We start from the raw sequence: 20,687 nt of genomic DNA, 5'->3' as shown, positions 1-20,687 counted from the left end.
CTCATCTACGGCGTTAGGTGCCTCCACTATGTCATTTTTAAATGACATCGATGTCGTTTCGGCACCTTGTGGTTTCTTAACGAGGAACCGATTCATGAGCACCCCGATACTGCGTGTTGCGGTCTTGGAAATGGAATACTTCATCGCGCTCGATCTTCAGCGTGCGATCATGGACGTCGCTGGATGGGAGGCTGTCATACTCCCGGCGAACCTGCAAGATGCACTTGAGACTGAGGCCTTCGATGTGGCGCTAACGCGCCTTGGGGGCAACCCGCGCCAGAATCTTGAGCACGCAAGAATGGCGGAGGCGAAGGGACGTGGGATCGTCTTCGCCTCCACCGTTACTCCCGAAGGGTATTTGCTGGACAGCTGCCGTGGTTGGCCGGTGGTCGACCTGCCCTTCCTCGATGAGAGGCTCGTCCACGCGCTTTTCGTCGCCGCTGAACGCCTTCAGCGACGTTCGGACACCGGCTAGATTGCGAATGCGGTCTTGGTGACCGCAGCCGATTGATTGTCGGGTCCGTATTCCGATTCACCGGAGACCTGCAGCAACTCCTGGAGGCGACGTCTTGCGCGGTTCACACGGCTCTTGATCGTGCCGATCGCGCAGCCGCAAATCTCCGCAGCTTCCTCATAGGCAAATCCGGATGCGCCCACGAGGATGATGGCCTCCCTCTGGTCGTCAGGCAATTGCTCGAGCGCCTTCTTGAAGTCCTGCAGATCGAGCGCGCCGTACTGACCCGGGTGTGTCGCCAGTCGTTCGGAGAAGAAGCCGTCGCTGTCCTGAACCTCACGCCCGCGCTTGCGCATCTGGCTATAGAATTCGTTGCGCAGAATCGTAAACAACCATGCCTTCAGGTTCGTCCCCGGCTGGAAACTGTCCCTTTTCGCCCACGCCTTCATGATTGTGTCCTGAAGCAGATCGTCTGCTTTGTCGTGATTGCCGCTCAGGGATACGGCAAAGGCTCGCAAACCGGGGAGGGCCGCAAGCAAATCCCGCTTGAAGACACGGTCTTCGGCAGTCGCGTCAACGGTCATATGGTTCAGCCCTCTGCTCTATTGTTGCGAGCTGCATGGCGCTCTTCTGCTTCTTCCAGCATTTCCAGCAGTTGCAGAAAACGGTCGGGAATCGTTTCTTCCTGCACGGAGTCGTAAAAATGCCGCAGCCGGCGCGATATCGCGTCACTGCTTTCAGGCGTGGCGTCGAGATTGCGCGAAGCGATCTCGTCGGCACGATGGGTTTCAAGTGTCTTCATTGTCCAGCCGTCACTTTGATTGGGAGGATATTGGAGTTGTGCGTGTGCTTAGAATGCCACTCGCGCCTTTTTGTTCCACACAGGCGCCATTTTGTTCGATAGACCATAATTCAGTCGCTTAAGCCGCGCTACCGGGACGACCATTCCGTTGAACGAGGCTATGGATGAACTCCAGCTTCTCTATAACCGGAGGGGAGAGAACAAAGGGATAGACATCCGGCTGGCCCATGCTCCGATTGATGCTGTTGAGCGCGATGCTGACAGGGATCCAGCGGCGCGTCAGATCTTCTGCGCTTGCGGCGCGGTAGGGATCGAAGCTGCCATCGGTGCGGGGCTGTGACAACGAGGCGCCAACTGTCAGCCGAAGTCCGAAGGACAAGGCGGTTTCCAGTCCATCGGTCATGTGAATGTAGTGCGCCCATGTCTCCGCAAAATCCTCCCAGGGATGGGCACTGGCATAGGCGCTGACAAAGCGGTTCGGCCAATCGGCTGCCGCGCCATGTTCATAGTGTGCCATTAGCGCTTGGCCATAGTCCTGTCGTTCGTCACCGAAGATCGACCGGAACTGCTCAAGCCGTCCCCCGTCGTCGACGAGAACGTCCCAATAGAAATGTCCGAGTTCATGACGGAAATGCCCGACCAGCGTCCGGTAAGGCTCTTTCATCTCGGTGCGGATTCGCTCGCGCTCCGCGTCATCCGCCTCCGCGACATTGATGGTGATGTGACCGGAATCATGTCCCGTCATCACCGGCTCCACACCGCCGTCCAGGTTTTGCACGTCGGCGAGGAAGGAAAAACTCAGATGGCGGTTGCCTGCGTCGTCCGGTCCCGGCAGCGGCAAGTCCCATCTTCGGAGCGAGTATATGACGTAACGTTTCGCCTGCTCCATGCGGGCCCATCGTTCGACATTGCCTTCAACGGCCAAGTCCGGAATAACGACATTATGCCGGCAGGCGCGGCAAAGGCGTGCGGCTCCTGCATCCTCCACCAACCAGTTGCAGACACCCTGGGCTGCGTTCTCACACAGAAAAGCGGACTGCGCCGTAGACTGACCGTCGACAGCGACCTGTCCTGCCGGATCGAGGGCGACCATGTCGTCCGACCAGCAGCGATACCCCAACCGCAGCCCGCATTGAACGCAGACCTCGTTATCAAAATGGACGAGATTGCCACAGTTTGAGCAGGTGTAGGGTTTCATTGGGCAAATCCGGTCCTGGCCTGTTGGCCTTTCGAAAGTGGAAGAAGGGTACGCACGAGCGCCTGAAGGATCAGTAGCGACGGCACCGCGATGAAGCCTCCGATCGGCCCCCAGAGCCATAACCAGAACGTCAAAGCGAGAAAAATCGCAAAGGGATTGATAGTCATCGTGACGCCCAGGGCCTGATTTGTCACGAACTCGGATTCGACAAGGTTGATACAGAGATAGACGGCCGACGGCAGGAGAACGCCCAGTCCTCCCTCCCCTGTCGCCAGGCTGACACCAAAGAGGATCAGAGCCATGATGGCGGGGCCGACATAGATCACGTAGTTCAGCACGATGGCGAGGCTGCCCCACAGAAGCGGTGACGGCACGCCGAGCAACCAGAGCGCCACCGCCACCGCAGCGCCCATGGCGATGTTGACGGCCGTGATGGTGAGCAGATATCGGGCGATCAGGTATTCGACCTCACGAAAGAAGCGGGCGGTCCGAAGCCGCACCCGCCTTGTCATGCAGAGCCGTAGGATGGCCACGCGCAATTGCTGCCTGGTCGCCACGAAAAAGTAGAGGCTCACGAAAAACAGGAGCGTCTGGGCCACGATGGCCGGTGCCAGTGTCGCCATCCCGCCAAGCGCCCCCTCGTCAGCGACGTTGACAGTCATCGCGCCCGCCTGCCCGGCGATCTCCGTCAACTGCTGGCGAAACGCGGCAACGGATGTAAACAGATCCCGCCAACTGGCGATCTCCAGTTTCAGCGCCTCCCAGATCTGCGGAGCGCGCTCGATCCAGGCCGACAAAGGCACAGAGAATGCGACAGCCGCGGCAATCACCAGCAGAACGAAAAGAACCATGATGATGAGGGCTGACAACCAGCTTGGAAGCCCGATCCGCTCCAGCCGTGTGGCGACAGGCGAGAACATGAGCCCAATCACCACCCCCAGGAACACGGGTGCGACGATAACCTTTGCGTAGTCGAGCGTGTAAATAAACGCCATGAGCGCCAGGGCGATCATAGCGACCTGGCTGGCGACAGCGAGTGTGTTCTGCAAGTCGAGCCGCCTCGCGGGGCCTCTGCCTTGTATATTTGCGCGAAAATCCATTGACCGCCCCGGCGTTTGCCAGAAAACGTCAAGCGATCAGAATTGTTCCCCAGGCTGAACGGCCTATTCGGCCGCCTCATCGAGCGGAAAGACAAGCTCGTAGCTGACGGCGCTCTTACCGATGCTATAGGTGGCCGTTCCGTTGACGGACGCGGGAACAACGCGCTCCAGCACGGTGCTGCCGAAGGACATTGCGCGTTTACCATCCGGATCCATTTCGGGACCGATGCTTCGCGGTTCGTGCCACGTGATCCTCAGATGAGGAACACCATTCCTGTCGATCTTGTGACTCGCAACCTTGATCCGCTTCCCACTGCCAACGATATCGCCGTGAATGACCGCGTTGACGATCAGCTCGTGGAGAGCGAGTCCGAGATGCAGCGACGCGTTGGGCGACAGCAAGGTGTCGTCACCGGACAGCTCGATGATATCGGTCTGGTCGGCCAGATACTTGTCCGTCTGATGGCGGAGAAGATCCACGAAATAGGCGCCCCGCCAACTTGAGTCTGTGATCAGGTCCTGGGATTGCGACAGGGAATGGAGCCGCCCGCGGAATTTCTCCAGAAAACCGGATAGACTGTCGGAATACCTGGCCGTCTGCGCCGCGATGCTCTGAATGATCGCCAGAAGGTTCTTTGAGCGATGACTCACCTCGCGCAGGAGCGCCCGCAGGAGCTTCTCCCGACGCAAGTCCTCGCTTCGATCGAGCACGACAGTGGCTATGTATATGCGGTCCGCCGTTTTGAACGTATGGATGCGAAACTGGAAGACCATGTCCGGTGCCATGGTCAGCTCGAGTTCAGCCTGCTCTCCAGTCGTTAGCAATGACCGCTTGAGATCCTCGAGCTTCACGCCATGCTCCTCGCCGAACACCGATATGTCACTCGGCGTATCGTCGGGCATGAGTGTCCAGTATTCCGGTAGGCCCGTAACACACAGATAGTTGAGATCCGTGTCCTGGAGGATAAGCGAAGCCTTCATCTCGACGAGGGTCGAGATGAAGAACTCAAGCAAAGTATCGTCGGCCAGGCCTTGCTTGTGCCATTTCAGCCGTTGCACCACACATTCGCTCCATCGTTCACAGATCGCGCGACCTTCCGAACCGCGGAGAAGCCATTGCGGTTCGGCCGAAATTGATCTGCTACAGCGGGAATCTAGGCAGCCTTGCGCTCACCATCATTGAAAAAAAGCGCCTGACTGATCAAAGCCTTCACCATGTCCGGATTGAATGGTTTGGTCACAAGGAAGGCCGGCTCCGGTCGCTCGCCCGTCAGAAGTCGTTCCGGGAAAGCCGTAATGAAGATGACAGGAACGGTAGATACCCGCAAGATGTCATTGATGGCGTCGATGCCGGAGCTGCCGTCCGCCAGCTGAATATCGGCTAGAACCATTTTGGGGTTCGTGCGAGAAAAGAGTTCCACCGCTTCCGTGTGCGTGCGGGCGATACCCGTGACGTTGTGCCCGAGATCGCTGACCATCTGCTCGATATCCAGAGCGATCAGCGGCTCGTCCTCGATGATCATCACGTCCGTGGCAACCTGCCTGGAGATTTCCGTGGAGGCTTCCGACAGAAGGCTGTCGATTTCCTGCGGAGAGACACTCAGGACTTCTGCTGCTTCCTCTCGCGAAAATCCCTCGACGGAAACGAGAAGGAACGCATGACGCGCCTGAGTTGGCACAAGAGCGAGATTGGCAGCCGCACGCTGCTCCCAAGCGAACGGCGATTCGATCGGCCGGACCTCGACGTCAGCCGACTGAAAAATAGATACAAACAGTTTGTATAGAGAGATACGATCATCGGACGCGTTCGGAAATACCGAGAGATCCGCGATCAGTGCCTCAAGGCAAGCGGCAACGTATGCATCCCCCGAAGTTTGAGAACCCGTCACAGCACGAGCATAACGACGCAGATACGGCAGGTGAGCCGCGACGCGGGTGGTCAAAGACATAGAGTATTCTCCTAACGCCCAGAGATATGGATGCCCTACAAATGCTACAGAGAAAAAAAAGTTCCATCCACCGGAACTTTTTTTTAACGCTCCCGTTACCGCATGACCTACACTATATCCAGGGCTAACAGGCAAGGCAGAGTTGGAATGACAAAGGAGCAAAAGGCGGGTGGCAAAGGTCCTATCGCACCCGGCAAAAAGGACGCCGTCGACCAGATGATCTCAATGAAGCTCAAGAGCTTCTATGACGACATTGTCGAAGAAGGCACACCTGACAGGCTCCTGGATCTTCTGGAAAAACTTGATGCTGCCGAACGCGCCGCCGCTGCGCGGCGCGAAACCTGACGGCTGACGGTACTATTTTTTCGACCACAGTCCTAGCCGCGTTCCGGCAAAAACCACAACTGCCACCGTCGCCAGCGAAACGAGCGGTCGAGACCCCAACATCCCCCCACCGGACAATGCTGTCCCTGCGGCAGCCATACCCGCCTGTTGCGTTGCCATCTTGAGGCGCACAGACATTGGCAAACGAGCGCGTCGCTCGAAGCTGTTCACAACCAAGACATAGGCAATGATCGCCACTCCCAAAGCCATGGCGCCACCGGACACGGCCAAAGCGGCGCCGACAACGCCAAAATCACGCGCCAGAGCCACAGCAAGAGCAAAGATCGCAAACCCGTAGGCCGTCAGCAAAAAGACGGCGGCGATCGCACCGAAAAGTATGGTGCGCCTAAGCCGGCGAATTGTGTACGCCGCGTCAGCACGAATTCCGAAAAGAAGATTTTCGAGGAACAGCATAGCCGCTCAGCGCCTCGTCAGAAGCGCTGCAAGGAAACCAGCTCCCGCGGCAATCGCGATGGATTGAAGCGGCTTGCTGCGGATGCGCTCCTCAAGATCGCCTTCCCAGCCGGCAAGCTCAGTCTTGGCGTCTTCGGCCAGTTCTCCAGCTTTTCGACGATAATCGACGGCCTTTTGCTCACCGAAGGCAGCAAGGGCCGAAACCAGCCCAGCCACATCCTCGCGGAGTCGGGACAACTGCTGCTCTACGTCCGAAGTAGCGATATCGACATCGCGCTCCAAATCCTGCGCTTCGTTCGCGATGTCGTTTTCTGCTTTTGCCACGGCCATCATAGACTCCCTTTGAGATGCTGAAGATAACTGCCTAAACGAGCCATCTCCCTTAAGGTTCCTAAGGCCTCGCGTGTTTCGAGGCCGGAGCGGGAGAGGTCGCTGGGGGCGTGCGACCTCTCCCCTTCTGCCTTGAGGCAGGACGGGGCGAGTAGATTGGGCGGGGTACACTCGCCACCTCTCAAACGTGGAGGTCGGCTTCTGGTTCCACTCGCATCGCGGATTCTGCGATTTTTTAAGTCAGCGGGATCTCGATGCGGATCCGAAGACCGTCACCGGCAATATCACGCTCTATCACGCCGCCCAGTTCGAGCCTGATACTGGCGTCGATCAGCCGCGTGCCAAAGCCCGCCTTTGTGATCTTGCTCGTGTCGATCCGGGTCGCTTCTTGCCAATCGAGCCGCAGCCACGAACGATCGTCGTGTCTCTCGATCCTCCAGCGGACCGACAACGTGCCGGCGCCGGTGTCGTAGTCCCCATATTTCAGGGCATTGGTCGCCAGTTCATGAAACGTCAGTCCGAGCGCCTGGGTCGCTGCTTCGGTAAGTTCCACGGGAGGGCCTTCCAGCAAGGCGCCTGCGTTCTGCTCTCCGAAGACCTGTTTCAACTCGGTTTCGAGAAGCGCGCGAAGATCGGCCCTCTGCCAGCGCGATCTGGTGAGCATTTCCTGCGCATTGGCCATGGCCTGAAGGCGGGCGAAGAACGAGGCCGTGAAATCCTCCAGGGACGCCGAGTGCGCCGCTGTCTGGCGCGCCATGGCGAGGATGCGGGTGATGGAGTTCTTGATGCGATGCTTCATCTCCTGCAGCATCAGATCCTTTTCACCGATGGTCCGCTGCGAAACGGCGTTCAGCGCCTCCACCGCCGCCATCGCCCGCGCCTGCCAGCGCATCGCCATCGCCAGCGTTACCGTGAGCAACACCGATATGAAGGCAATCAGCGCAGTGTAGACATGCGGAGTGACGAGATAGGATGGACCGGGATAAACGCTCAGGGTCCATTCGCGTCCGGCAGCGACCACGTAACGGGTCATCACCGCATCCGATATCCCCTCGGAAAAGCCCGGCGTGCGGAACAGGACTTCCGCAACGTCGCCCGCCGTGTCGCTGACCTCGACCTCGATAAAGCCGTCTGGAAAGCTCTTGAGCACGGAGCGGAAGAAGTCGCCGGCACGGAACGGTGCGTAGGCAAAGCCTGAACCACCCATTCCGGAAGGCTCGTCCTGCCACACCGGCGAGTTGAGGGCGCGGTTGACCGGAAAATAGAGCAGGAAGCCCAGCTGCTTCTCGTTGGTATACTCCTGAACCAGCTCCACCGGCGCCGAGCCGCGGATGTGGCCGCTTTGCAGCGCTTTCAGCATCGCCTCGCGTCGCCGCCCCTCGCTGAACATGTCGAAGCCGAGAGCCACGCGGTTGCGATCGTCCTGCGGCTCCAGCAACACGATGACCGCGCGCTGCAACTGGTCGGTCTGCGGCCACACGGGTCGATCAAGATCATGGCTCCGCTGGATAAGCGCCTCGATCGCCGAATCGCCGGCCGGAGAGGCCGGAGCCATAAGTGCCATACCTATCCCCCGGATACCCTCGAAGTCGGTTTCAAGCCTCAGCCCACGGACAAACGTCTGGAACGATGCCCTCGTGGTCGCGCTTCCCGATGCTTCGAGGAACGCGCCGGTCGCCGTGATCAGCGCCATATGCTGCTGCAGCCGGCTTTCGACACGGTGGACGAATTCGTCGCTCGTCACATCGAAGGCGGCGCGAGTGGCGCGTCTCTCGGAGTCCCAGGCAAGCAGGGTCATCACGGCTCCCGCCGCCAGCACCGTCATGACCAGGACGAGTGTCAGATACTTCTTCAAAGACCTGCCTTCATCGCCAACCCCTGATGTCCGGGCCGAAACTTGCGCCGCGCCAGCCAGCGTCAGACTGCATTATTCGTGCAGGAACACAAATCCCAAATTCTGTTGGCGGAGTACCGCTACGGCAGCAGAGCAACCGGATCAGCCATGGAGCCGCTTGCGAATGTGGCGACCCGTGGGTAAGTCAGGGAGATCGCAAAACGGGGTTTTCATGACGCTGACAATCTACGGGATCAAGAACTGCGACACCATGAAGAAGGCAAGGCTCTGGCTGGACGACCATGGCCACTCCCACGCCTTCCACGACTACAAGTCAGCCGGTCTGGATCGGTCCGAGCTTGAGAACTGGGTCAAGGAGGTCGGTTGGGAGGCCCTGCTCAATCGTGCCGGCACGACCTTCCGCAAATTGCCGGAAGAGGCAAGGGCCGACATCAGCGAGGCCAAAGCCATCGAACTGATGCTGACCCAGCCTTCGATGATCAAGCGACCTGTCCTCAAAGGCGCGGGTCGGCTTCTGGTCGGCTTCAAGCCCGAGCTCTACGCAGCCGAGCTTCAGGGCTGACACCATGGCGAAGACGACGCGGGCGACGCAGTTTCTGGAGAAAGCCGGCATCGCGTTTACGACGCACGTCTACGAGTATGATCCGACGGCAGAGCGGATCGGACTTCAGGCCGCCGAGGCGATCGGGGAGGCCCCGCATCGCGTCTTGAAGACGCTGATGGCTGAACTCGACGGAAAGCCGGTCTGCGTTGTCGTGCCCTCCCACCGCGAGGTCAGCATGAAGAAACTCGCCGCTGCCTTAGGCGGAAAACATGCCGCCATGATGAAGCCCGCCATGGCGGAGAAGCTCACCGGCTATGTCGTCGGAGGCATCAGCCCATTTGGCCAGAAGAAGACCGTCCCGACCGCGATCGAGGTCGCCGCGCTTCAGGAAGACCAGGTCTATATCAACGGCGGACAGCGCGGCCTTCAGGTCCGCCTTGCACCCGCCGACGCGCAAAAGGCGCTTGCCGCTATCGCCGCCCCACTCGTCAGTTGATCAACACCCGTTCCCGTGGAACCTCTCGGTTGAATGCCCGAGCGACGACGCATGTCCTTCAGCCTTGAAACTTTTCTCCATATGTGAAAGATACATTCAAATAAGAATGTCGCATGGCGGTAAGCCGTTTGTGCCCGGGAGGAGGAACATCATGCAGGCCGATAGCGAACCCCTTTTGAAAGACCTGCTCGTCGTCGACATGAGCCAGTTTCTTTCGGGACCTTACTGCTCGCTTCGGCTTCTCGATCTCGGCGCCCGGGTCATCAAGATCGAGCGACCCGATGGCGGCGACCTCTCTCGTCAACTCTATCTCTCCGATACCGAAGTCGGCGGCGACAGCACGCTCTTTCATGCCATAAACCGGGGCAAGGAAAGCCTCGGGCTGGATCTCAAGAACGCCGAGGACCGCTCGTTTCTGGAAACACTGCTCGGCAGAGCCGACGTGATGATCCAGAATTTCCGGCCGGGCGTCATCGAGCGCCTCGGCCTCGACTACGAGGCTGTGAGGCGTATCAATCCTCGGATCGTGTACGCCTCGATCAGCGGTTACGGCGAGGAAGGTCCGTGGGTCGGTCGTCCAGGACAGGATCTGCTTGCCCAGGCGCGTTCAGGCGTCATGTGGCTGAACGGAGACGAGGGCCAGGGGCCGGTTCCGCTCGGGCTTTCGATCGCCGACATGCTGGCCGGCGCCAATACCTGCCAGGCGATCCTGGCAGCGCTCGTCCGAAGGGGCATTTCAGGCCAGGGCGCGCATGTGCAGACCAGCCTGCTCGAGAGCCTCGTCGACCTGCAATTCGAACTGCTGACGACGCACCTCAACAACGGTCGCCGACTTCCGCAGCGTTCGGGCTTCCGGAACGCCAACGCCTATCTGTCGGCACCCTACGGGGTCTATCCGGCCCGTGATGGCTATCTTGCGATCGCCATGACGCCGCTCGGGCGGCTTGAGGATCTGCTGGAGATCGCCGAGCTTGGGGCCTACCGTGCCGATCCGAAATCCTGGTTCACCAGCCGCGACGCGATCAAGAAGATCATCGCCGCCCGGATCGCGACGCAGACCGTGGACCACTGGCTGTCTATCCTGGAACCCGCCGACATCTGGTGTTCTAAAGTGCTCGAATGGCCGGAGCTCCTGTCGAGCGAGGGCTTCAAGCTGCTCGACATGCTGCAGACGGTCAAACGCGAGGACAATGTCGCGATCGACACGACGCGCTGCCCGATCCGGATCAACGGAAAAAGACCACCGGTAAGACGGGCTGCACCACTCGTTGGCGAGCACACGGCACAGATTCGCGCGGAGTTCGGCCAATGACAGCTACCACGTTGAAAGGCATGACCTGGAGCCATCCCCGGGGCTACGATCCCATGGTCGCCTGCTCCAAGACCTGGTTTGAGCGGACCGGCATAGCGATCGAATGGGACAAGCGGTCGCTGCAGGATTTCGAGAGCTTTCCGGTCGAGGAGCTCGCCCGGCAGTATGACCTCATCGTCATTGACCATCCGCATGTCGGGCAGATCACCGAGGAAGGCTGCCTTGCGCCGCTTGACCGACCTGAACGCCAGGCCGAGTTCGCCGAGCTGGCATCCGGCACGGTCGGCGCCTCGTTTCCCAGCTACAACTGGCGCGGCCGGCAATGGGCCTTTCCGATCGACGCGGCGACGCAGGTGCTCGCATGGCGGCCGGACCTGATCGACGCGCCGCCCCGGCGCTGGACTGAGGTTGTGGATCTAGCGCGGTCAGGACGGCTCCTGCTGCCACTGCGTCCGCCCCATTCTCTGATGAGCTTCTTCACCCTCTGCGGCAATCTCGGCCGCGCGTGCTCGGTCGGGCGGGACAAACCGTTTGCCGATCCCGACGTGGGGGTCGCGGCGCTTGAGGCGATCCGCGAACTGGCCTCGCATATCGATCCCGCCTGTCTGGCGATGGACCCGATCGCCGTGCTTGATCGCATGGGCGAGGCCGGCTCGACCGTGGCGGTGTCGCCGCTGATCTACGGCTATGTCAGCTATTCGCTCAAGGGCTTCCGCGACCGGCGCATCGCCTTTGCCGATATACCGGCGATCGGCAAAACGGGGCCCATCGGTTCGGCGCTGGGCGGGACAGGGATTGCGGTGTCGGCTTTTTCAAGAGCGCCGGACGCGGCTGTCGACTTTGCCTACTGGATTGCCAGCGGCCCGGTGCAGGCGAACGAATACTGGAAGAGCGGCGGCCAGCCCGGACATGCGGCCGGCTGGGAGGATGACGGCGCCAACGAGACGTCGCTGGAATTCTACCGTGCCACCCGCACGACACTTCAAGGTGCCTGGCTGCGTCCCCGGCACAACGGCTACATGCCCTTGCAGGAGGCGGCGTCGCATATCGTCAATGATGCGGTGACAGGTGCGATTTCGACCAAGGCAGCCATCGGCAAGCTGAACGAGGCATTCAGCGACAGCTTCAAGGCGTGATGCTTACCGACCGGCGGAAGGGCCTACACCCTTCCCGCTCCTGTCATAGGCTCCATATTCGCTTCGCGTTCGCCGAAAGGACCTTTTCCTTGTCGGCGATGCTGACCCCAGACAGCAATGCATGCGTGGCGCCGACCCAGACCGACAATCCCCCACCCAGCGTACAGACTGGCCAGTCACTACCCCAGACCATGCGATCGAAGCCGAAGCTGTCAACGACGTGCGCGAAGTAGGGCTTCATATCCTCCAGCGTCCAGTCTGTCGCGCCATAGGCGGGCAGGCCGGACAACTTGACGGTGACGTTCGGCCGCCGGGCGATCTCGGCGAGCGGCGTCTTCCAGGCCTCGAAGCCACCGCTCTTGATGTCCGGCACACCGCAATGATCGAGTATGAACGAGACATCGGGGGAGAGATCGACCAGCGCCACGACTTTTTGGATCTGGTGCGGCAGGACGCAGAGATCGAAGGTGAGCCCGGTTCGCGAAAGACGCTTCAGGTTCTCCCGGAAGAGTTGGCCCTCGGACAGATCATCCGGAACCACATGAAGGACACGACGGAATCCCTTGACGAAGGAATTTGCCAGCTGCCTTTCCAGATAGCCCGCAAACCCCTCCTCCTCAGGCCGGCATGACGCGATCGCGCCGCGCAAGAGACTGCCCTCCGCAGCCGCGAGCTGGCCGACGAGAGAGGTTTCCGCCTCGATTTCCGCAGGGTCCACATCGACTTCCATATGGAGCGTTCCGGCGATCCCCAGCCGTCTGGCTTCACGGTGATATGCCTCGTAGTGAAAGTCGGCATCCAGCGGCGGCACGCTTGCGAGCCACGGATAGCTCAGTCGGTCCCGGTAGATCAGATGGAGATGGGTGTCGATGATCATGAAACGCCCTCCTCGACGCCGTGGCAACCTGCCACAGAAGAAGAGGCCATTCAAATACGAATTTTCATGTCAGCTGCTTGCGCCCATGCTGGCTCCCGCCAGCTCCGAAAGTTTTCGCGCGGTCTCGACCACCAGATGAATCGAGTTGGTTATGTCAGGCGCTCCGGGCGAATTGATCAGTGTGATATAGGGCGTCGTCAGCGCCGCGATTGCCTTGCCGTCGGCGCCCAGAACCGGGGCTGAGAGATTGATCACACCCGCCGTCTGGGCACTCGGCATCATCTCGTATCCGCGGGCTCTTATCTGATCGAGCCGCGATACGAATTCGGGCGTGACCTTGCCGTGATCTCCGCTGCTGCCCAGATTTTCCGCGATCATCATCTCGCGCTCCTCCTTGGAATGGAACGCCAGCAGGACGTGGCCGGAGCCGGTATCGAAGAGCGAGATGCGCGAGCCGACACGGATCGAGATGCCCCAGTAACCGGGCGCTTCCTGCTGTGCGATCACCACGGGATAGCCGCGGTCGAAGACAACGAGCTGGTTTGCCTGGCGCGAGGCCTCGGCGAGTTCGCGCATCAGCGGCACCGCGAAGGAGACGAGCCGGCGGACGGGGGCGTGAAGCTGTGCCAGCCCGAAGAGTTTTAGCGTCAGCGCGAACCGATCACCGTCGATGCGCGTGACGTAGCCGCGTTTCACCAGCCGGTCGAGCATTCGGTAGAATTCGTTGGTGCTGCGATCGAGGCGCTTGGCGATTTCCGCCTGCGTCAGGCCGCCGTCCACCGCTGCCAGCAGCTCCAAGATATCGAGTCCCTTGTCGAGCGCCGGCGCGCGATAGCGGTCAGTTTCATCGTCGATCACAACGCACCCCTTCTGTGAATGATCTCTTTCATATACGCATGGATCGATCCTCGCAACACTTTTGCCTTGACGAATTGACGCAAAATCGTTTGTATATAAATGAAGCTCTTATTGGTGAGAGTTTGCAAGGCTAACTGGGAGGAGAGTCATGCGATCTTTGTGGACCGGCGTTGCCGCCGGAGCATTGATATGTGCATGGGTGGGAGGAGCGGCCGCGGCCGACCTGCCCGGCAAATTCGACGGCGTCACCATCGACGCCAAGCTTATCGGCGGCCAGCAGTATGAAGCGCTCTACGCCCGCATTGCGGAGTGGGAGCAGGCGACTGGCGCCAAGGTCAACGTCCTTTCGAAGAAGAACCACTTCGAGCTCGACAAGGAAATCAAGTCGGACATCGCGACCGGCAACATCACCTGGTGCGTCGGCTCGAACCACTCTTCGTTCGCGCCGCAGTATCCAGGCATCTACACCGACCTCGCCGCCCTTCTTCCGAAGGAGGAGATCGACGCGTTCGTCCCGGCCAACATCAGCGCCTCGACACTGGACGGCAAGCTGGTGATGCTGCCTCGAGCCCAGTTCGACGTTTCGGCCCTCTATTATCAGAAGAGCCTCTACCAGGACGACGCCAAGAAGGCTGCCTTCAAGGAGAAGTACGGTTACGACCTCGCGGTGCCGGAAACATGGCAACAGGTTTCCGACCAGGCGATCTTCTTCGCCAGCCCACCGGATTTCTACGGCACGCAGTTCGCCGGCAAGGAAGAGGCGATCAACGGCCGCTTCTATGAAATGCTGGTCGCCGAAGGTGGCGAATATCTCGATGCCGACGGCAAGCCCGCCTTCAATTCCGAGGCAGGGGTTCGGGCTCTCGACTGGTTCGTGAACCTCTACAAGGCCAAGGCCGTTCCGGCCGGCACCACCAACTACCTCTGGGACGATCTCGGCCAGGGCTTCGCCTCCGGCACCATCGCTCTCAACCTCGACTGGCCTGGCTGGGCGAGCTTCTTCAATGACCCGAAGTCTTCCAAGGTCGCAGGCAATGTCGGCGTCGAGGTGCAGCCCAAGGGCTCGTCCGGGAAGCGTACCGGCTGGTCCGGTCACCACGGCTTCTCCGTCACGGAAAACTGCGCCAACAAGGAAGCGGCCGCGTCGCTGGTCTGGTTCCTCACCAACGAGGACAGCCAGAAGCTCGAATCCTCCGCCGGTCCGCTGCCCACCCGCAGCGCCGTCTGGGACTGGGTGATCGAGCAGGCGCTCAACGACCCCTACAAGAAGGAGGTCCTGATCGCCTTCCAGCAGGCTGCGCAGCATGCCTTCCCGGTACCGCAGACGCCGTCGTGGATCGAAATCTCGAACGCGGTCTATCCTGAACTGCAGGCCGCCATCCTTGGCGACAAGACTTCCAAGGAGGCGCTGGATACGGCTGCTGCAAAGGCGACCGAAATCCTCGAAGACGCAGGCGAACTCTAAGTCTATCGTGGCGCCGGAGGTTTTCCGGCGCCATTTTTTGCGCTCCGCGTTTTGCGCGGATCCGCCGTGCCCTGCCGGTGGACAACAGACATCAATTCTAAGGAAATCAGGAGAAGCTCATGAAAGGCTGGAGGCCACCGGCGCCGCTCTTGCTTCTGCTGCCCGCAGTCATTGTCCTTGCGGCGGTCGTCATCTTTCCCCTTCTCCTGTCGCTGTATTCCAGCTTCACGTCCTTCCGGCTGACCCAGCCGGCATCGCTCTATAATTTCATCGGCTTCCGGAACTATGAGCGGCTGCTGACGGATATCGAGTTCTGGACGGCGTTCGGCCGCACCGTGCTGCTTCTGACGATCGCGCTCAATGTCGAAATGCTGCTCGGCCTCGGGCTTGCGATGCTTGTCGAGAAGGCCTCCACCGGCCAGCGGACTCTCAGAACCATCATGATGTTTCCGATGATGTTCTCGCCGATCCTTGTCGGCTTCCAGTTCAAGTTCATGTTCAACGACAATATCGGCCTCGTGAACAACGCGCTTCAGTCGCTGGGGCTCACAGAACAGGCCATTCCGTGGCTGATCGACGGGCAGCTCGCCTTCATCGCTATCCTGATCGCTGAAATCTGGTCGTCGACCTCCGTCTTCGCCATTCTCATCCTCGCCGGCCTGCTCGCGATGCCGAAAGAACCGATCGAGGCCGCGCGTGTCGATGGCTGTACGCCGTGGCAAACGTTCCGATACGTCACCTGGCCGTTCATCATGCCGTTCGCCTATATCGCGATGACCATTCGCTCGCTCGACGTCGCCCGTGCCTATGACATCGTGAAGATCATGACCGATGGCGGCCCGGCCAAGCGCACGGAGCTCCTTTGGACCCTGGTCTCGCGCACGGCCTATTCCGACGCGCGGATGGGCCTTGCAAACGCCATGGCCTATTTCGCGATCTTCCTGTCGATCATTTTCACGGTCTACTTCTTCCGCAAGCTCGCGGCAGCGCGGACCCAGATTGCGGCGGAGTGGTAGGATGAACGAAAACGCACAAGCTCGTCTGAAGACGCTCGCTCTTTCCGCCGCCCACAAGATCGGCCTGTTCCTCGCGATGACCGTGATCTGCCTGCCGGGGCTGTGGATCGTGCTCGCATCCTTCCGGCCAACGGTGGAAATCATGGCCAAGCCGCCGGTCTGGATCCCGCAGGACCTGTCGCTCGATGCCTATGTCGCGATGTTCTCCGGCGTCGGTCAGGGCGGCATCCCGGTCGTCGAGTATTTCACCAATTCGCTGATCATCTCCGTAACCTCGACGGTCATCGCCATCGTGATCGGTATGTCCGGCGGCTATGCCTTCGCCCGCTTCCGCTTCAAGGCCAAGTCGGCGATCTTCCTCGGGCTGATGCTCACTCGCACCGTGCCCGGCATCGCGTTGTCGCTGCCGCTGTTCTTCGTCTACTCGCGTCTCAACATCATTGACACGCATTTCGGTCTGATCATGACCTATGTGGCGCTCAACGTGCCCTTCACGATATGGCTGATCGATGGTTTCTTCCGGCAGGTGCCGAAGGATCTCGCCGAGGCTGCGCAGATCGATGGCTGCACGCGCTGGCAGGCCTTCTGGCAGGTGGAGTTTCCGCTCGCCGGGCCCGGCATCGCATCCGCCGGCATCTTCGCCTTCCTCACCTCGTGGAACGAGTTTGCGCTTGCCTCGCAGCTGACCCGTTCCGTCAATTCCAAAACCCTGCCGGTCGGGCTGCTCGACTACACCGCCGAATTCACCATCGACTGGCGCGGCATGTGCGCGCTCGCCGTGGTGATGATCATTCCGGCGCTCGTGCTGACCTTCATCGTGCAGAAGCATCTCGTGTCCGGCCTGACCTCCGGTGCAGTCAAAGGATAAGACCATGGCAACCGTTTCCCTTGAAAAGCTGGTCAAGCGCTATGGCGCCCTCGAAGTGGTGCACGGCATCGATCTCGAAGTGGCCGACTGCGAATTCATCGCGCTCGTCGGCCCGTCCGGCTGCGGAAAATCGACGACTCTGCGGATGATCGCCGGTCTCGAGCCGATATCAGGCGGAAATCTCAGGATCGGCGGCCGGGTGGTCAACGACCTGCCCCCGCGGGCGCGCAACCTTGCCATGGTGTTCCAGTCCTACGCGCTCTACCCGCACATGACCGTGCGGGAGAACATGGGCTTTTCTCTGAAAATTGCCGGCATGAAGCCGGAAGAGATCGCCCCGCGCGTGGAGGAGGCCGCCCGGACGCTCGACCTCACAGCGCTGCTCGATCGCCGGCCGTCGCAGCTCTCGGGCGGCCAACGTCAGCGCGTTGCGATGGGTCGCGCGATCGTCCGCGACCCTGATGTCTTCCTGTTCGACGAACCGCTGTCGAACCTCGACGCCAAGCTCAGGACGCAGATGCGCGTCGAGATCAAGAAACTGCACGCCAAGGTCAAGTCGACGGTTATCTACGTGACCCATGACCAGGTCGAGGCGATGACGCTTGCCGACCGAATCGTTATCATGCGTGACGGCTATATCGAACAGGTCGGAACGCCGGAAGAGGTGTTCCAGCGCCCGGCATCCAGGTTCGTTGCCGGCTTCATAGGATCGCCGCCAATGAACCTCAAGGAGGCGGAGATTGCCGACGGTCGTCTCGTCTTCGCCGACGGCGACAGCCTGCCCGTTCCGCGGCACTTCCTCGACCGCGTCTCCGCCGGCCAGAAAGTCACCTTCGGTCTCAGACCCGATGACCTCTACCCGGAGGGCCACGGCCTTCACTCAGGCCACGAAGCCGATGTCCGCAAGACCGACCTCAAGGTGACACTCACCGAGCCGCTCGGCAACGAAACGCTCGTCTTTTCGGAATTCGCGGGTTCGGAGTGGGTCGGCCGAATGCTCAATCCACGCGCCGTGCATGCCGGTGAGGTCGTGCCGTTCTGCTTCGACCTCTCGCAGGCGCATCTCTTCGATGGCGCGAGCGGAAAGACCTTGAGGAGCTGACATGGCCAGGATCGAACGCGTCGAACTCAAGATGGTCGACCTGAAGCCGAAAGTGGTGCGCACCGACGCCATCCAGAGCTTCGTCAGCCAGGAGACGCCGATCGTTACAATAACCGATAGCGACGGCGCGACCGGCACCGGCTACAGCTATACGATCGGCACCGGCGGATCCTCCGTCATGCGGCTTCTCGCCGATCATCTGGCGCCCCGCCTGATCGGCCGCGACGCCGACCAGATCGAGGCGATCTGGCACGAGCTGGAATTCGCCACCCACGCCACCACGATCGGCGCCATCACCTCGATAGCGCTCGCCGCCGTCGACACGGCGCTTTGGGACCTCCGTGCCCGCAAGCAGAACCTGCCGCTCTGGAAACTCGCCGGCGGCGCCAAGGATCGCTGCCCGCTCTATACGACCGAAGGCGGCTGGCTGCACATTGCTCCCGAGGCGCTGGTCGAGGATGCGCTGGAGGCCAAGTCCAAGGGTTTTCGAGGCTCGAAGGTCAAGATCGGCAAACCCTCCGGTTCGGAGGACTTCGCCCGTCTGGCAGCCGTGCGCAAGGCAGTCGGCGACGCCTACGAGATCATGACCGATGCCAACCAGGGCTTCATGGTCGACGAGGCGATTCGACGGGCGGAACGGCTCAAGGACATCGACCTCGCCTGGCTTGAGGAACCGCTTCCGGCCGACGACATCGAGGGCCACGTCAGGCTCAACCGCTCGACCGCGACGCCGGTCGCGATCGGGGAATCGCTCTATTCCATCCGGCATTTCCGCGAATACATGCAGAAGGGTGCCTGTTCGATCGTCCAGGTGGATGCCGGCCGTATCGGCGGGATCACGCCGTGGCTGAAGGTCGCGCATGCGGCAGAGGCCTTCGACATGCCTGTCTGCCCGCACTTCCTGATGGAACTGCATGTCAGCCTCACCTGCGCGGTGCCGAACGGCAAATATGTGGAGTACATTCCCCAGCTCGACGACATCACGACGTCGCGTCTCGTGATCGAAAACGGCATGGCGCTTGCGCCGACGACAGCCGGGCTCGGCATCGCATGGGACTGGGACGCCATCGACAACCGCTCGATCCCGGAATTCAACCGGGACATCCGCTAAGGGAGGACATCATGCAGCGCATCGGCATGGTCATCGGCGTGAGGCCGGAAAAGATCGAGGAATACAAGCGCCTGCACACGGCCGTATGGCCCGAGGTGCTCGCCATGATCTCGGCCTGCAACATCAAGAACTACTCGATCTTCCTGAAGGAGCCGGAAAACCTGCTGTTCTCGTTTTTCGAGTATCACGGCAGCGATTACGATGCCGACATGGCGAAGATGGCCTCGGACCCCAAGACGCAGGAATGGTGGTCCGTCTGCATGCCCTGCCAGCAGCCGCTCGAGACCCGCAAGGAAGGCGAGTGGTGGGCCTCCATGCCGGAGGTGTTCTTCCATGCCTGAGAGCTTCGATCCCAAGTCGCTATCCCAATCGTGGGCTCTGCCCTCCAATCCGCGCCCGATCGTCACCTTCGGCGCCGGCTCGATCGTCGGCGATGCGCACTACCCGGCCTATCGCAAGGGCGGCTTTCCGATTGCAGGGCTCTACGATCCGGACCATGACAAGGCAAAGGCACTGGCCGACGCCTGGGGTGTGACCGCCTACCGGTCCGTGGAGGAAGCCGTCTCCGTCGAAAACGCCATCTTCGATCTCGCCACGCCGCCCGCCGCGCATTCGAAGGTTCTGTCTGCCCTTCCGGATGGCGCGCCCGTGCTGATCCAGAAGCCGATGGGCTCCGATCTCGACGCGGCGACGGAAATCCTGCAGATCTGCCGCCGGAAAAATCTCAAGGCCGCGGTCAACTTCCAGCTCCGCTTCGCTCCAATGATGCTGGCGCTGAAGGACGCGATCTCCAAGGGGCTGCTCGGCGAGGTCGTCGACTTCGACGTCTACCTCGCCCTCGACACGCCCTGGCAGCTCTGGGCCTTCCTCGAAGGTCTGCCGCGCATCGAGATCGCGATGCATTCGATCCACTATCTCGATCTCATCCGGCAGGTGCTGGGCGACCCCGATGGCGTACATGCAAAATCGATCGGCCACCCGAACCACAAAATGGCCCAGACCCGGACGACCGCGATCCTCGACTATGGCGATCGCGTGCGCTGCGCCGTCTCGATCAATCACGACCACAAGTTCGGTCGCAAACACCAGGCCTGCGAGTTCCGAGTCTCCGGAACGGAAGGGGCGGCTTACGTCCAGCTCGGCGTCAATCTCGATTACCCGCGTGGCGAGCCTGACATTCTGGAAATCTACCCGAAGGGCGGCAAGGAGTGGATCACGGTTCCGCTGGATGGCACCTGGTTCCCGGATGCCTTTGTCGGTCGTATGGCCAACCTTCAGCGCTTCGCTGCCGGCGAGGACAAGGAACTGGTCTCCTCGGTCGAGGATGCCTGGATGACGATGTCACTCGTCGAGGCGCTCTACGCCTCGAATGCCGCGCCGGCCACGCCGCTGGCGGCAAGACCGGAATAAGGACTG

At 60.7% G+C, this 20,687-nt stretch carries 24 protein-coding genes; 13 read left to right on the top strand and 11 right to left on the bottom strand.

What is annotated here, in order from left to right; all coding sequences use genetic code 11:
• The first annotated feature begins 94 nt into the window (after positions 1-94).
• Positions 95-475: a hypothetical protein gene (locus J5J09_RS03080; protein ID WP_208548229.1), complete on the top strand. Its 381-nt coding sequence runs from the start codon at positions 95-97 to the stop codon at positions 473-475.
• On the opposite strand, the gene J5J09_RS03075 is transcribed toward J5J09_RS03080, so the two are convergent.
• From J5J09_RS03075 to J5J09_RS03050, 6 genes are all read right to left on the bottom strand, one after another.
• Positions 472-1,038, bottom strand: a complete 567-nt coding sequence (locus tag J5J09_RS03075) for an RNA polymerase sigma factor (protein ID WP_208548228.1) — start codon at positions 1,036-1,038, stop codon at positions 472-474. The genes J5J09_RS03080 and J5J09_RS03075 overlap by 4 nt on opposite strands.
• A gap of 5 nt (positions 1,039-1,043) precedes the next feature.
• Complete coding sequence (locus J5J09_RS03070; protein WP_208548227.1) at positions 1,044-1,256, bottom strand: NepR family anti-sigma factor; 213 nt, start codon at positions 1,254-1,256, stop codon at positions 1,044-1,046.
• Positions 1,257-1,374: 118 nt separating this feature from the next.
• Complete coding sequence (locus J5J09_RS03065; RefSeq protein WP_208548226.1) at positions 1,375-2,454, bottom strand: putative zinc-binding metallopeptidase; 1,080 nt, start codon at positions 2,452-2,454, stop codon at positions 1,375-1,377.
• The gene (locus tag J5J09_RS03060; RefSeq protein WP_208548225.1) at positions 2,451-3,503 is read right to left on the bottom strand and encodes an AI-2E family transporter; all 1,053 of its coding nucleotides are present in this window, start codon (positions 3,501-3,503) and stop codon (positions 2,451-2,453) included. Before J5J09_RS03060 ends, J5J09_RS03065 begins: the two co-directional genes overlap by 4 nt.
• A 114-nt stretch (positions 3,504-3,617) precedes the next feature.
• Positions 3,618-4,613 carry a sensor histidine kinase gene (locus J5J09_RS03055; protein WP_348646408.1) on the bottom strand — a complete coding sequence of 332 codons (996 nt, stop codon included), beginning with the start codon at positions 4,611-4,613 and terminating at the stop codon, positions 3,618-3,620.
• 95 nt (positions 4,614-4,708) lie between these two features.
• Positions 4,709-5,503, bottom strand: coding sequence for a response regulator (locus tag J5J09_RS03050; protein ID WP_208548224.1), 795 nt, complete (start codon positions 5,501-5,503; stop codon positions 4,709-4,711).
• Between the two features lie 147 nt (positions 5,504-5,650).
• Between J5J09_RS03050 and J5J09_RS03045 the strand changes: the two genes are divergently transcribed.
• A complete protein-coding gene (locus J5J09_RS03045) occupies positions 5,651-5,848 on the top strand; it encodes a NepR family anti-sigma factor (RefSeq protein WP_246745779.1) in 198 nt (65 codons plus the stop codon).
• A 12-nt stretch (positions 5,849-5,860) separates the two neighbouring features.
• Here J5J09_RS03045 and J5J09_RS03040 read toward each other — a convergent pair whose 3' ends face one another.
• From J5J09_RS03040 to J5J09_RS03030, 3 genes are all read right to left on the bottom strand, one after another.
• Positions 5,861-6,301, bottom strand: a complete 441-nt coding sequence (locus J5J09_RS03040; protein ID WP_208548223.1) for a hypothetical protein — start codon at positions 6,299-6,301, stop codon at positions 5,861-5,863.
• Positions 6,302-6,307: 6 nt separating this feature from the next.
• Complete coding sequence (locus tag J5J09_RS03035) at positions 6,308-6,634, bottom strand: hypothetical protein (RefSeq protein ID WP_246745778.1); 327 nt, start codon at positions 6,632-6,634, stop codon at positions 6,308-6,310.
• A 232-nt stretch (positions 6,635-6,866) separates the two neighbouring features.
• Positions 6,867-8,486 carry a CHASE domain-containing protein gene (locus J5J09_RS03030; protein ID WP_208548222.1) on the bottom strand — a complete coding sequence of 540 codons (1,620 nt, stop codon included), beginning with the start codon at positions 8,484-8,486 and terminating at the stop codon, positions 6,867-6,869.
• 211 nt (positions 8,487-8,697) lie between these two features.
• On the opposite strand from J5J09_RS03030, the gene J5J09_RS03025 reads away from it, so the two are divergent.
• The 4 genes from J5J09_RS03025 (at position 8,698) to J5J09_RS03010 (ending at position 11,974) form a co-directional block, all read left to right on the top strand.
• Positions 8,698-9,048: an ArsC family reductase gene (locus J5J09_RS03025; protein ID WP_208548221.1), complete on the top strand. Its 351-nt coding sequence runs from the start codon at positions 8,698-8,700 to the stop codon at positions 9,046-9,048.
• A 4-nt stretch (positions 9,049-9,052) separates the two neighbouring features.
• Positions 9,053-9,526 (top strand): Cys-tRNA(Pro) deacylase, encoded by a 474-nt coding sequence (gene ybaK, locus J5J09_RS03020; protein WP_208548220.1) that lies wholly within the window; start codon positions 9,053-9,055, stop codon positions 9,524-9,526.
• Positions 9,527-9,677: 151 nt separating this feature from the next.
• Positions 9,678-10,838, top strand: coding sequence for a CaiB/BaiF CoA-transferase family protein (locus J5J09_RS03015; protein ID WP_208548219.1), 1,161 nt, complete (start codon positions 9,678-9,680; stop codon positions 10,836-10,838).
• Entirely contained in the window at positions 10,835-11,974 is a 1,140-nt protein-coding gene (locus J5J09_RS03010; RefSeq protein WP_208548218.1) for an extracellular solute-binding protein, read from the top strand. The genes J5J09_RS03015 and J5J09_RS03010 overlap by 4 nt, the downstream gene beginning before the upstream one ends.
• 43 nt (positions 11,975-12,017) lie before the next feature.
• Here J5J09_RS03010 and J5J09_RS03005 read toward each other — a convergent pair whose 3' ends face one another.
• Positions 12,018-12,851, bottom strand: a complete 834-nt coding sequence (locus J5J09_RS03005; protein ID WP_208548217.1) for an amidohydrolase — start codon at positions 12,849-12,851, stop codon at positions 12,018-12,020.
• Between the two features lie 69 nt (positions 12,852-12,920).
• Positions 12,921-13,709: an IclR family transcriptional regulator gene (locus tag J5J09_RS03000; protein ID WP_208548216.1), complete on the bottom strand. Its 789-nt coding sequence runs from the start codon at positions 13,707-13,709 to the stop codon at positions 12,921-12,923.
• A 148-nt stretch (positions 13,710-13,857) separates the two neighbouring features.
• Here J5J09_RS03000 and J5J09_RS02995 point away from each other — a divergent pair, with 148 nt between their 5' ends.
• The 7 genes from J5J09_RS02995 to J5J09_RS02965 all read left to right on the top strand — a co-directional run bounded on the left by J5J09_RS02995 (position 13,858) and on the right by J5J09_RS02965 (position 20,681).
• Complete coding sequence (locus J5J09_RS02995) at positions 13,858-15,174, top strand: sugar ABC transporter substrate-binding protein (protein WP_208548215.1); 1,317 nt, start codon at positions 13,858-13,860, stop codon at positions 15,172-15,174.
• A gap of 119 nt (positions 15,175-15,293) precedes the next feature.
• Positions 15,294-16,190, top strand: a complete 897-nt coding sequence (locus J5J09_RS02990; RefSeq protein WP_208548214.1) for a sugar ABC transporter permease — start codon at positions 15,294-15,296, stop codon at positions 16,188-16,190.
• Between the two features lies 1 nt (position 16,191).
• On the top strand, positions 16,192-17,058 hold the full coding sequence (locus tag J5J09_RS02985; RefSeq protein ID WP_208548213.1) for a carbohydrate ABC transporter permease: 867 nt from the start codon (positions 16,192-16,194) through the stop codon (positions 17,056-17,058).
• A gap of 4 nt (positions 17,059-17,062) precedes the next feature.
• Positions 17,063-18,160 (top strand): sn-glycerol-3-phosphate ABC transporter ATP-binding protein UgpC, encoded by a 1,098-nt coding sequence (gene ugpC / locus J5J09_RS02980; protein ID WP_208548212.1) that lies wholly within the window; start codon positions 17,063-17,065, stop codon positions 18,158-18,160.
• A gap of 1 nt (position 18,161) precedes the next feature.
• Complete coding sequence (locus tag J5J09_RS02975) at positions 18,162-19,271, top strand: mandelate racemase/muconate lactonizing enzyme family protein (RefSeq protein ID WP_208548211.1); 1,110 nt, start codon at positions 18,162-18,164, stop codon at positions 19,269-19,271.
• Positions 19,272-19,282: 11 nt separating this feature from the next.
• Entirely contained in the window at positions 19,283-19,612 is a 330-nt protein-coding gene (locus tag J5J09_RS02970; RefSeq protein ID WP_208548210.1) for an L-rhamnose mutarotase, read from the top strand.
• On the top strand, positions 19,605-20,681 hold the full coding sequence (locus J5J09_RS02965; protein WP_208548209.1) for a Gfo/Idh/MocA family oxidoreductase: 1,077 nt from the start codon (positions 19,605-19,607) through the stop codon (positions 20,679-20,681). The genes J5J09_RS02970 and J5J09_RS02965 overlap by 8 nt, the downstream gene beginning before the upstream one ends.
• Positions 20,682-20,687: the final 6 nt, after the last annotated feature.

Origin of the sequence: Ciceribacter sp. L1K22 (assembly GCF_017599385.1) — a bacterium.
In the GTDB taxonomy this organism is placed as follows: domain Bacteria; phylum Pseudomonadota; class Alphaproteobacteria; order Rhizobiales; family Rhizobiaceae; genus Allorhizobium.
This window is presented reverse-complemented; position numbering and strand designations above follow the sequence as displayed.

What these genes read in the sequence shown, in the direction of transcription:
- J5J09_RS03080 (WP_208548229.1), top strand. Translation starts at nt 95, where the DNA reads ATGAGCACCCCGATACTGCGTGTTGCGGTCTTGGAAATGGAATACTTC.
- J5J09_RS03075 (WP_208548228.1), bottom strand. Translation starts at nt 1,038, where the DNA reads ATGACCGTTGACGCGACTGCCGAAGACCGTGTCTTCAAGCGGGATTTG.
- J5J09_RS03070 (WP_208548227.1), bottom strand. Translation starts at nt 1,256, where the DNA reads ATGAAGACACTTGAAACCCATCGTGCCGACGAGATCGCTTCGCGCAAT.
- J5J09_RS03065 (WP_208548226.1), bottom strand. Translation starts at nt 2,454, where the DNA reads ATGAAACCCTACACCTGCTCAAACTGTGGCAATCTCGTCCATTTTGAT.
- J5J09_RS03050 (WP_208548224.1), bottom strand. Translation starts at nt 5,503, where the DNA reads ATGTCTTTGACCACCCGCGTCGCGGCTCACCTGCCGTATCTGCGTCGT.
- J5J09_RS03045 (WP_246745779.1), top strand. Translation starts at nt 5,651, where the DNA reads ATGACAAAGGAGCAAAAGGCGGGTGGCAAAGGTCCTATCGCACCCGGC.
- J5J09_RS03040 (WP_208548223.1), bottom strand. Translation starts at nt 6,301, where the DNA reads ATGCTGTTCCTCGAAAATCTTCTTTTCGGAATTCGTGCTGACGCGGCG.
- J5J09_RS03035 (WP_246745778.1), bottom strand. Translation starts at nt 6,634, where the DNA reads ATGATGGCCGTGGCAAAAGCAGAAAACGACATCGCGAACGAAGCGCAG.
- J5J09_RS03025 (WP_208548221.1), top strand. Translation starts at nt 8,698, where the DNA reads ATGACGCTGACAATCTACGGGATCAAGAACTGCGACACCATGAAGAAG.
- ybaK (WP_208548220.1), top strand. Translation starts at nt 9,053, where the DNA reads ATGGCGAAGACGACGCGGGCGACGCAGTTTCTGGAGAAAGCCGGCATC.
- J5J09_RS03015 (WP_208548219.1), top strand. Translation starts at nt 9,678, where the DNA reads ATGCAGGCCGATAGCGAACCCCTTTTGAAAGACCTGCTCGTCGTCGAC.
- J5J09_RS03010 (WP_208548218.1), top strand. Translation starts at nt 10,835, where the DNA reads ATGACAGCTACCACGTTGAAAGGCATGACCTGGAGCCATCCCCGGGGC.
- J5J09_RS03005 (WP_208548217.1), bottom strand. Translation starts at nt 12,851, where the DNA reads ATGATCATCGACACCCATCTCCATCTGATCTACCGGGACCGACTGAGC.
- J5J09_RS02995 (WP_208548215.1), top strand. Translation starts at nt 13,858, where the DNA reads ATGCGATCTTTGTGGACCGGCGTTGCCGCCGGAGCATTGATATGTGCA.
- J5J09_RS02990 (WP_208548214.1), top strand. Translation starts at nt 15,294, where the DNA reads ATGAAAGGCTGGAGGCCACCGGCGCCGCTCTTGCTTCTGCTGCCCGCA.
- J5J09_RS02985 (WP_208548213.1), top strand. Translation starts at nt 16,192, where the DNA reads ATGAACGAAAACGCACAAGCTCGTCTGAAGACGCTCGCTCTTTCCGCC.
- ugpC (WP_208548212.1), top strand. Translation starts at nt 17,063, where the DNA reads ATGGCAACCGTTTCCCTTGAAAAGCTGGTCAAGCGCTATGGCGCCCTC.
- J5J09_RS02975 (WP_208548211.1), top strand. Translation starts at nt 18,162, where the DNA reads ATGGCCAGGATCGAACGCGTCGAACTCAAGATGGTCGACCTGAAGCCG.
- J5J09_RS02970 (WP_208548210.1), top strand. Translation starts at nt 19,283, where the DNA reads ATGCAGCGCATCGGCATGGTCATCGGCGTGAGGCCGGAAAAGATCGAG.
- J5J09_RS02965 (WP_208548209.1), top strand. Translation starts at nt 19,605, where the DNA reads ATGCCTGAGAGCTTCGATCCCAAGTCGCTATCCCAATCGTGGGCTCTG.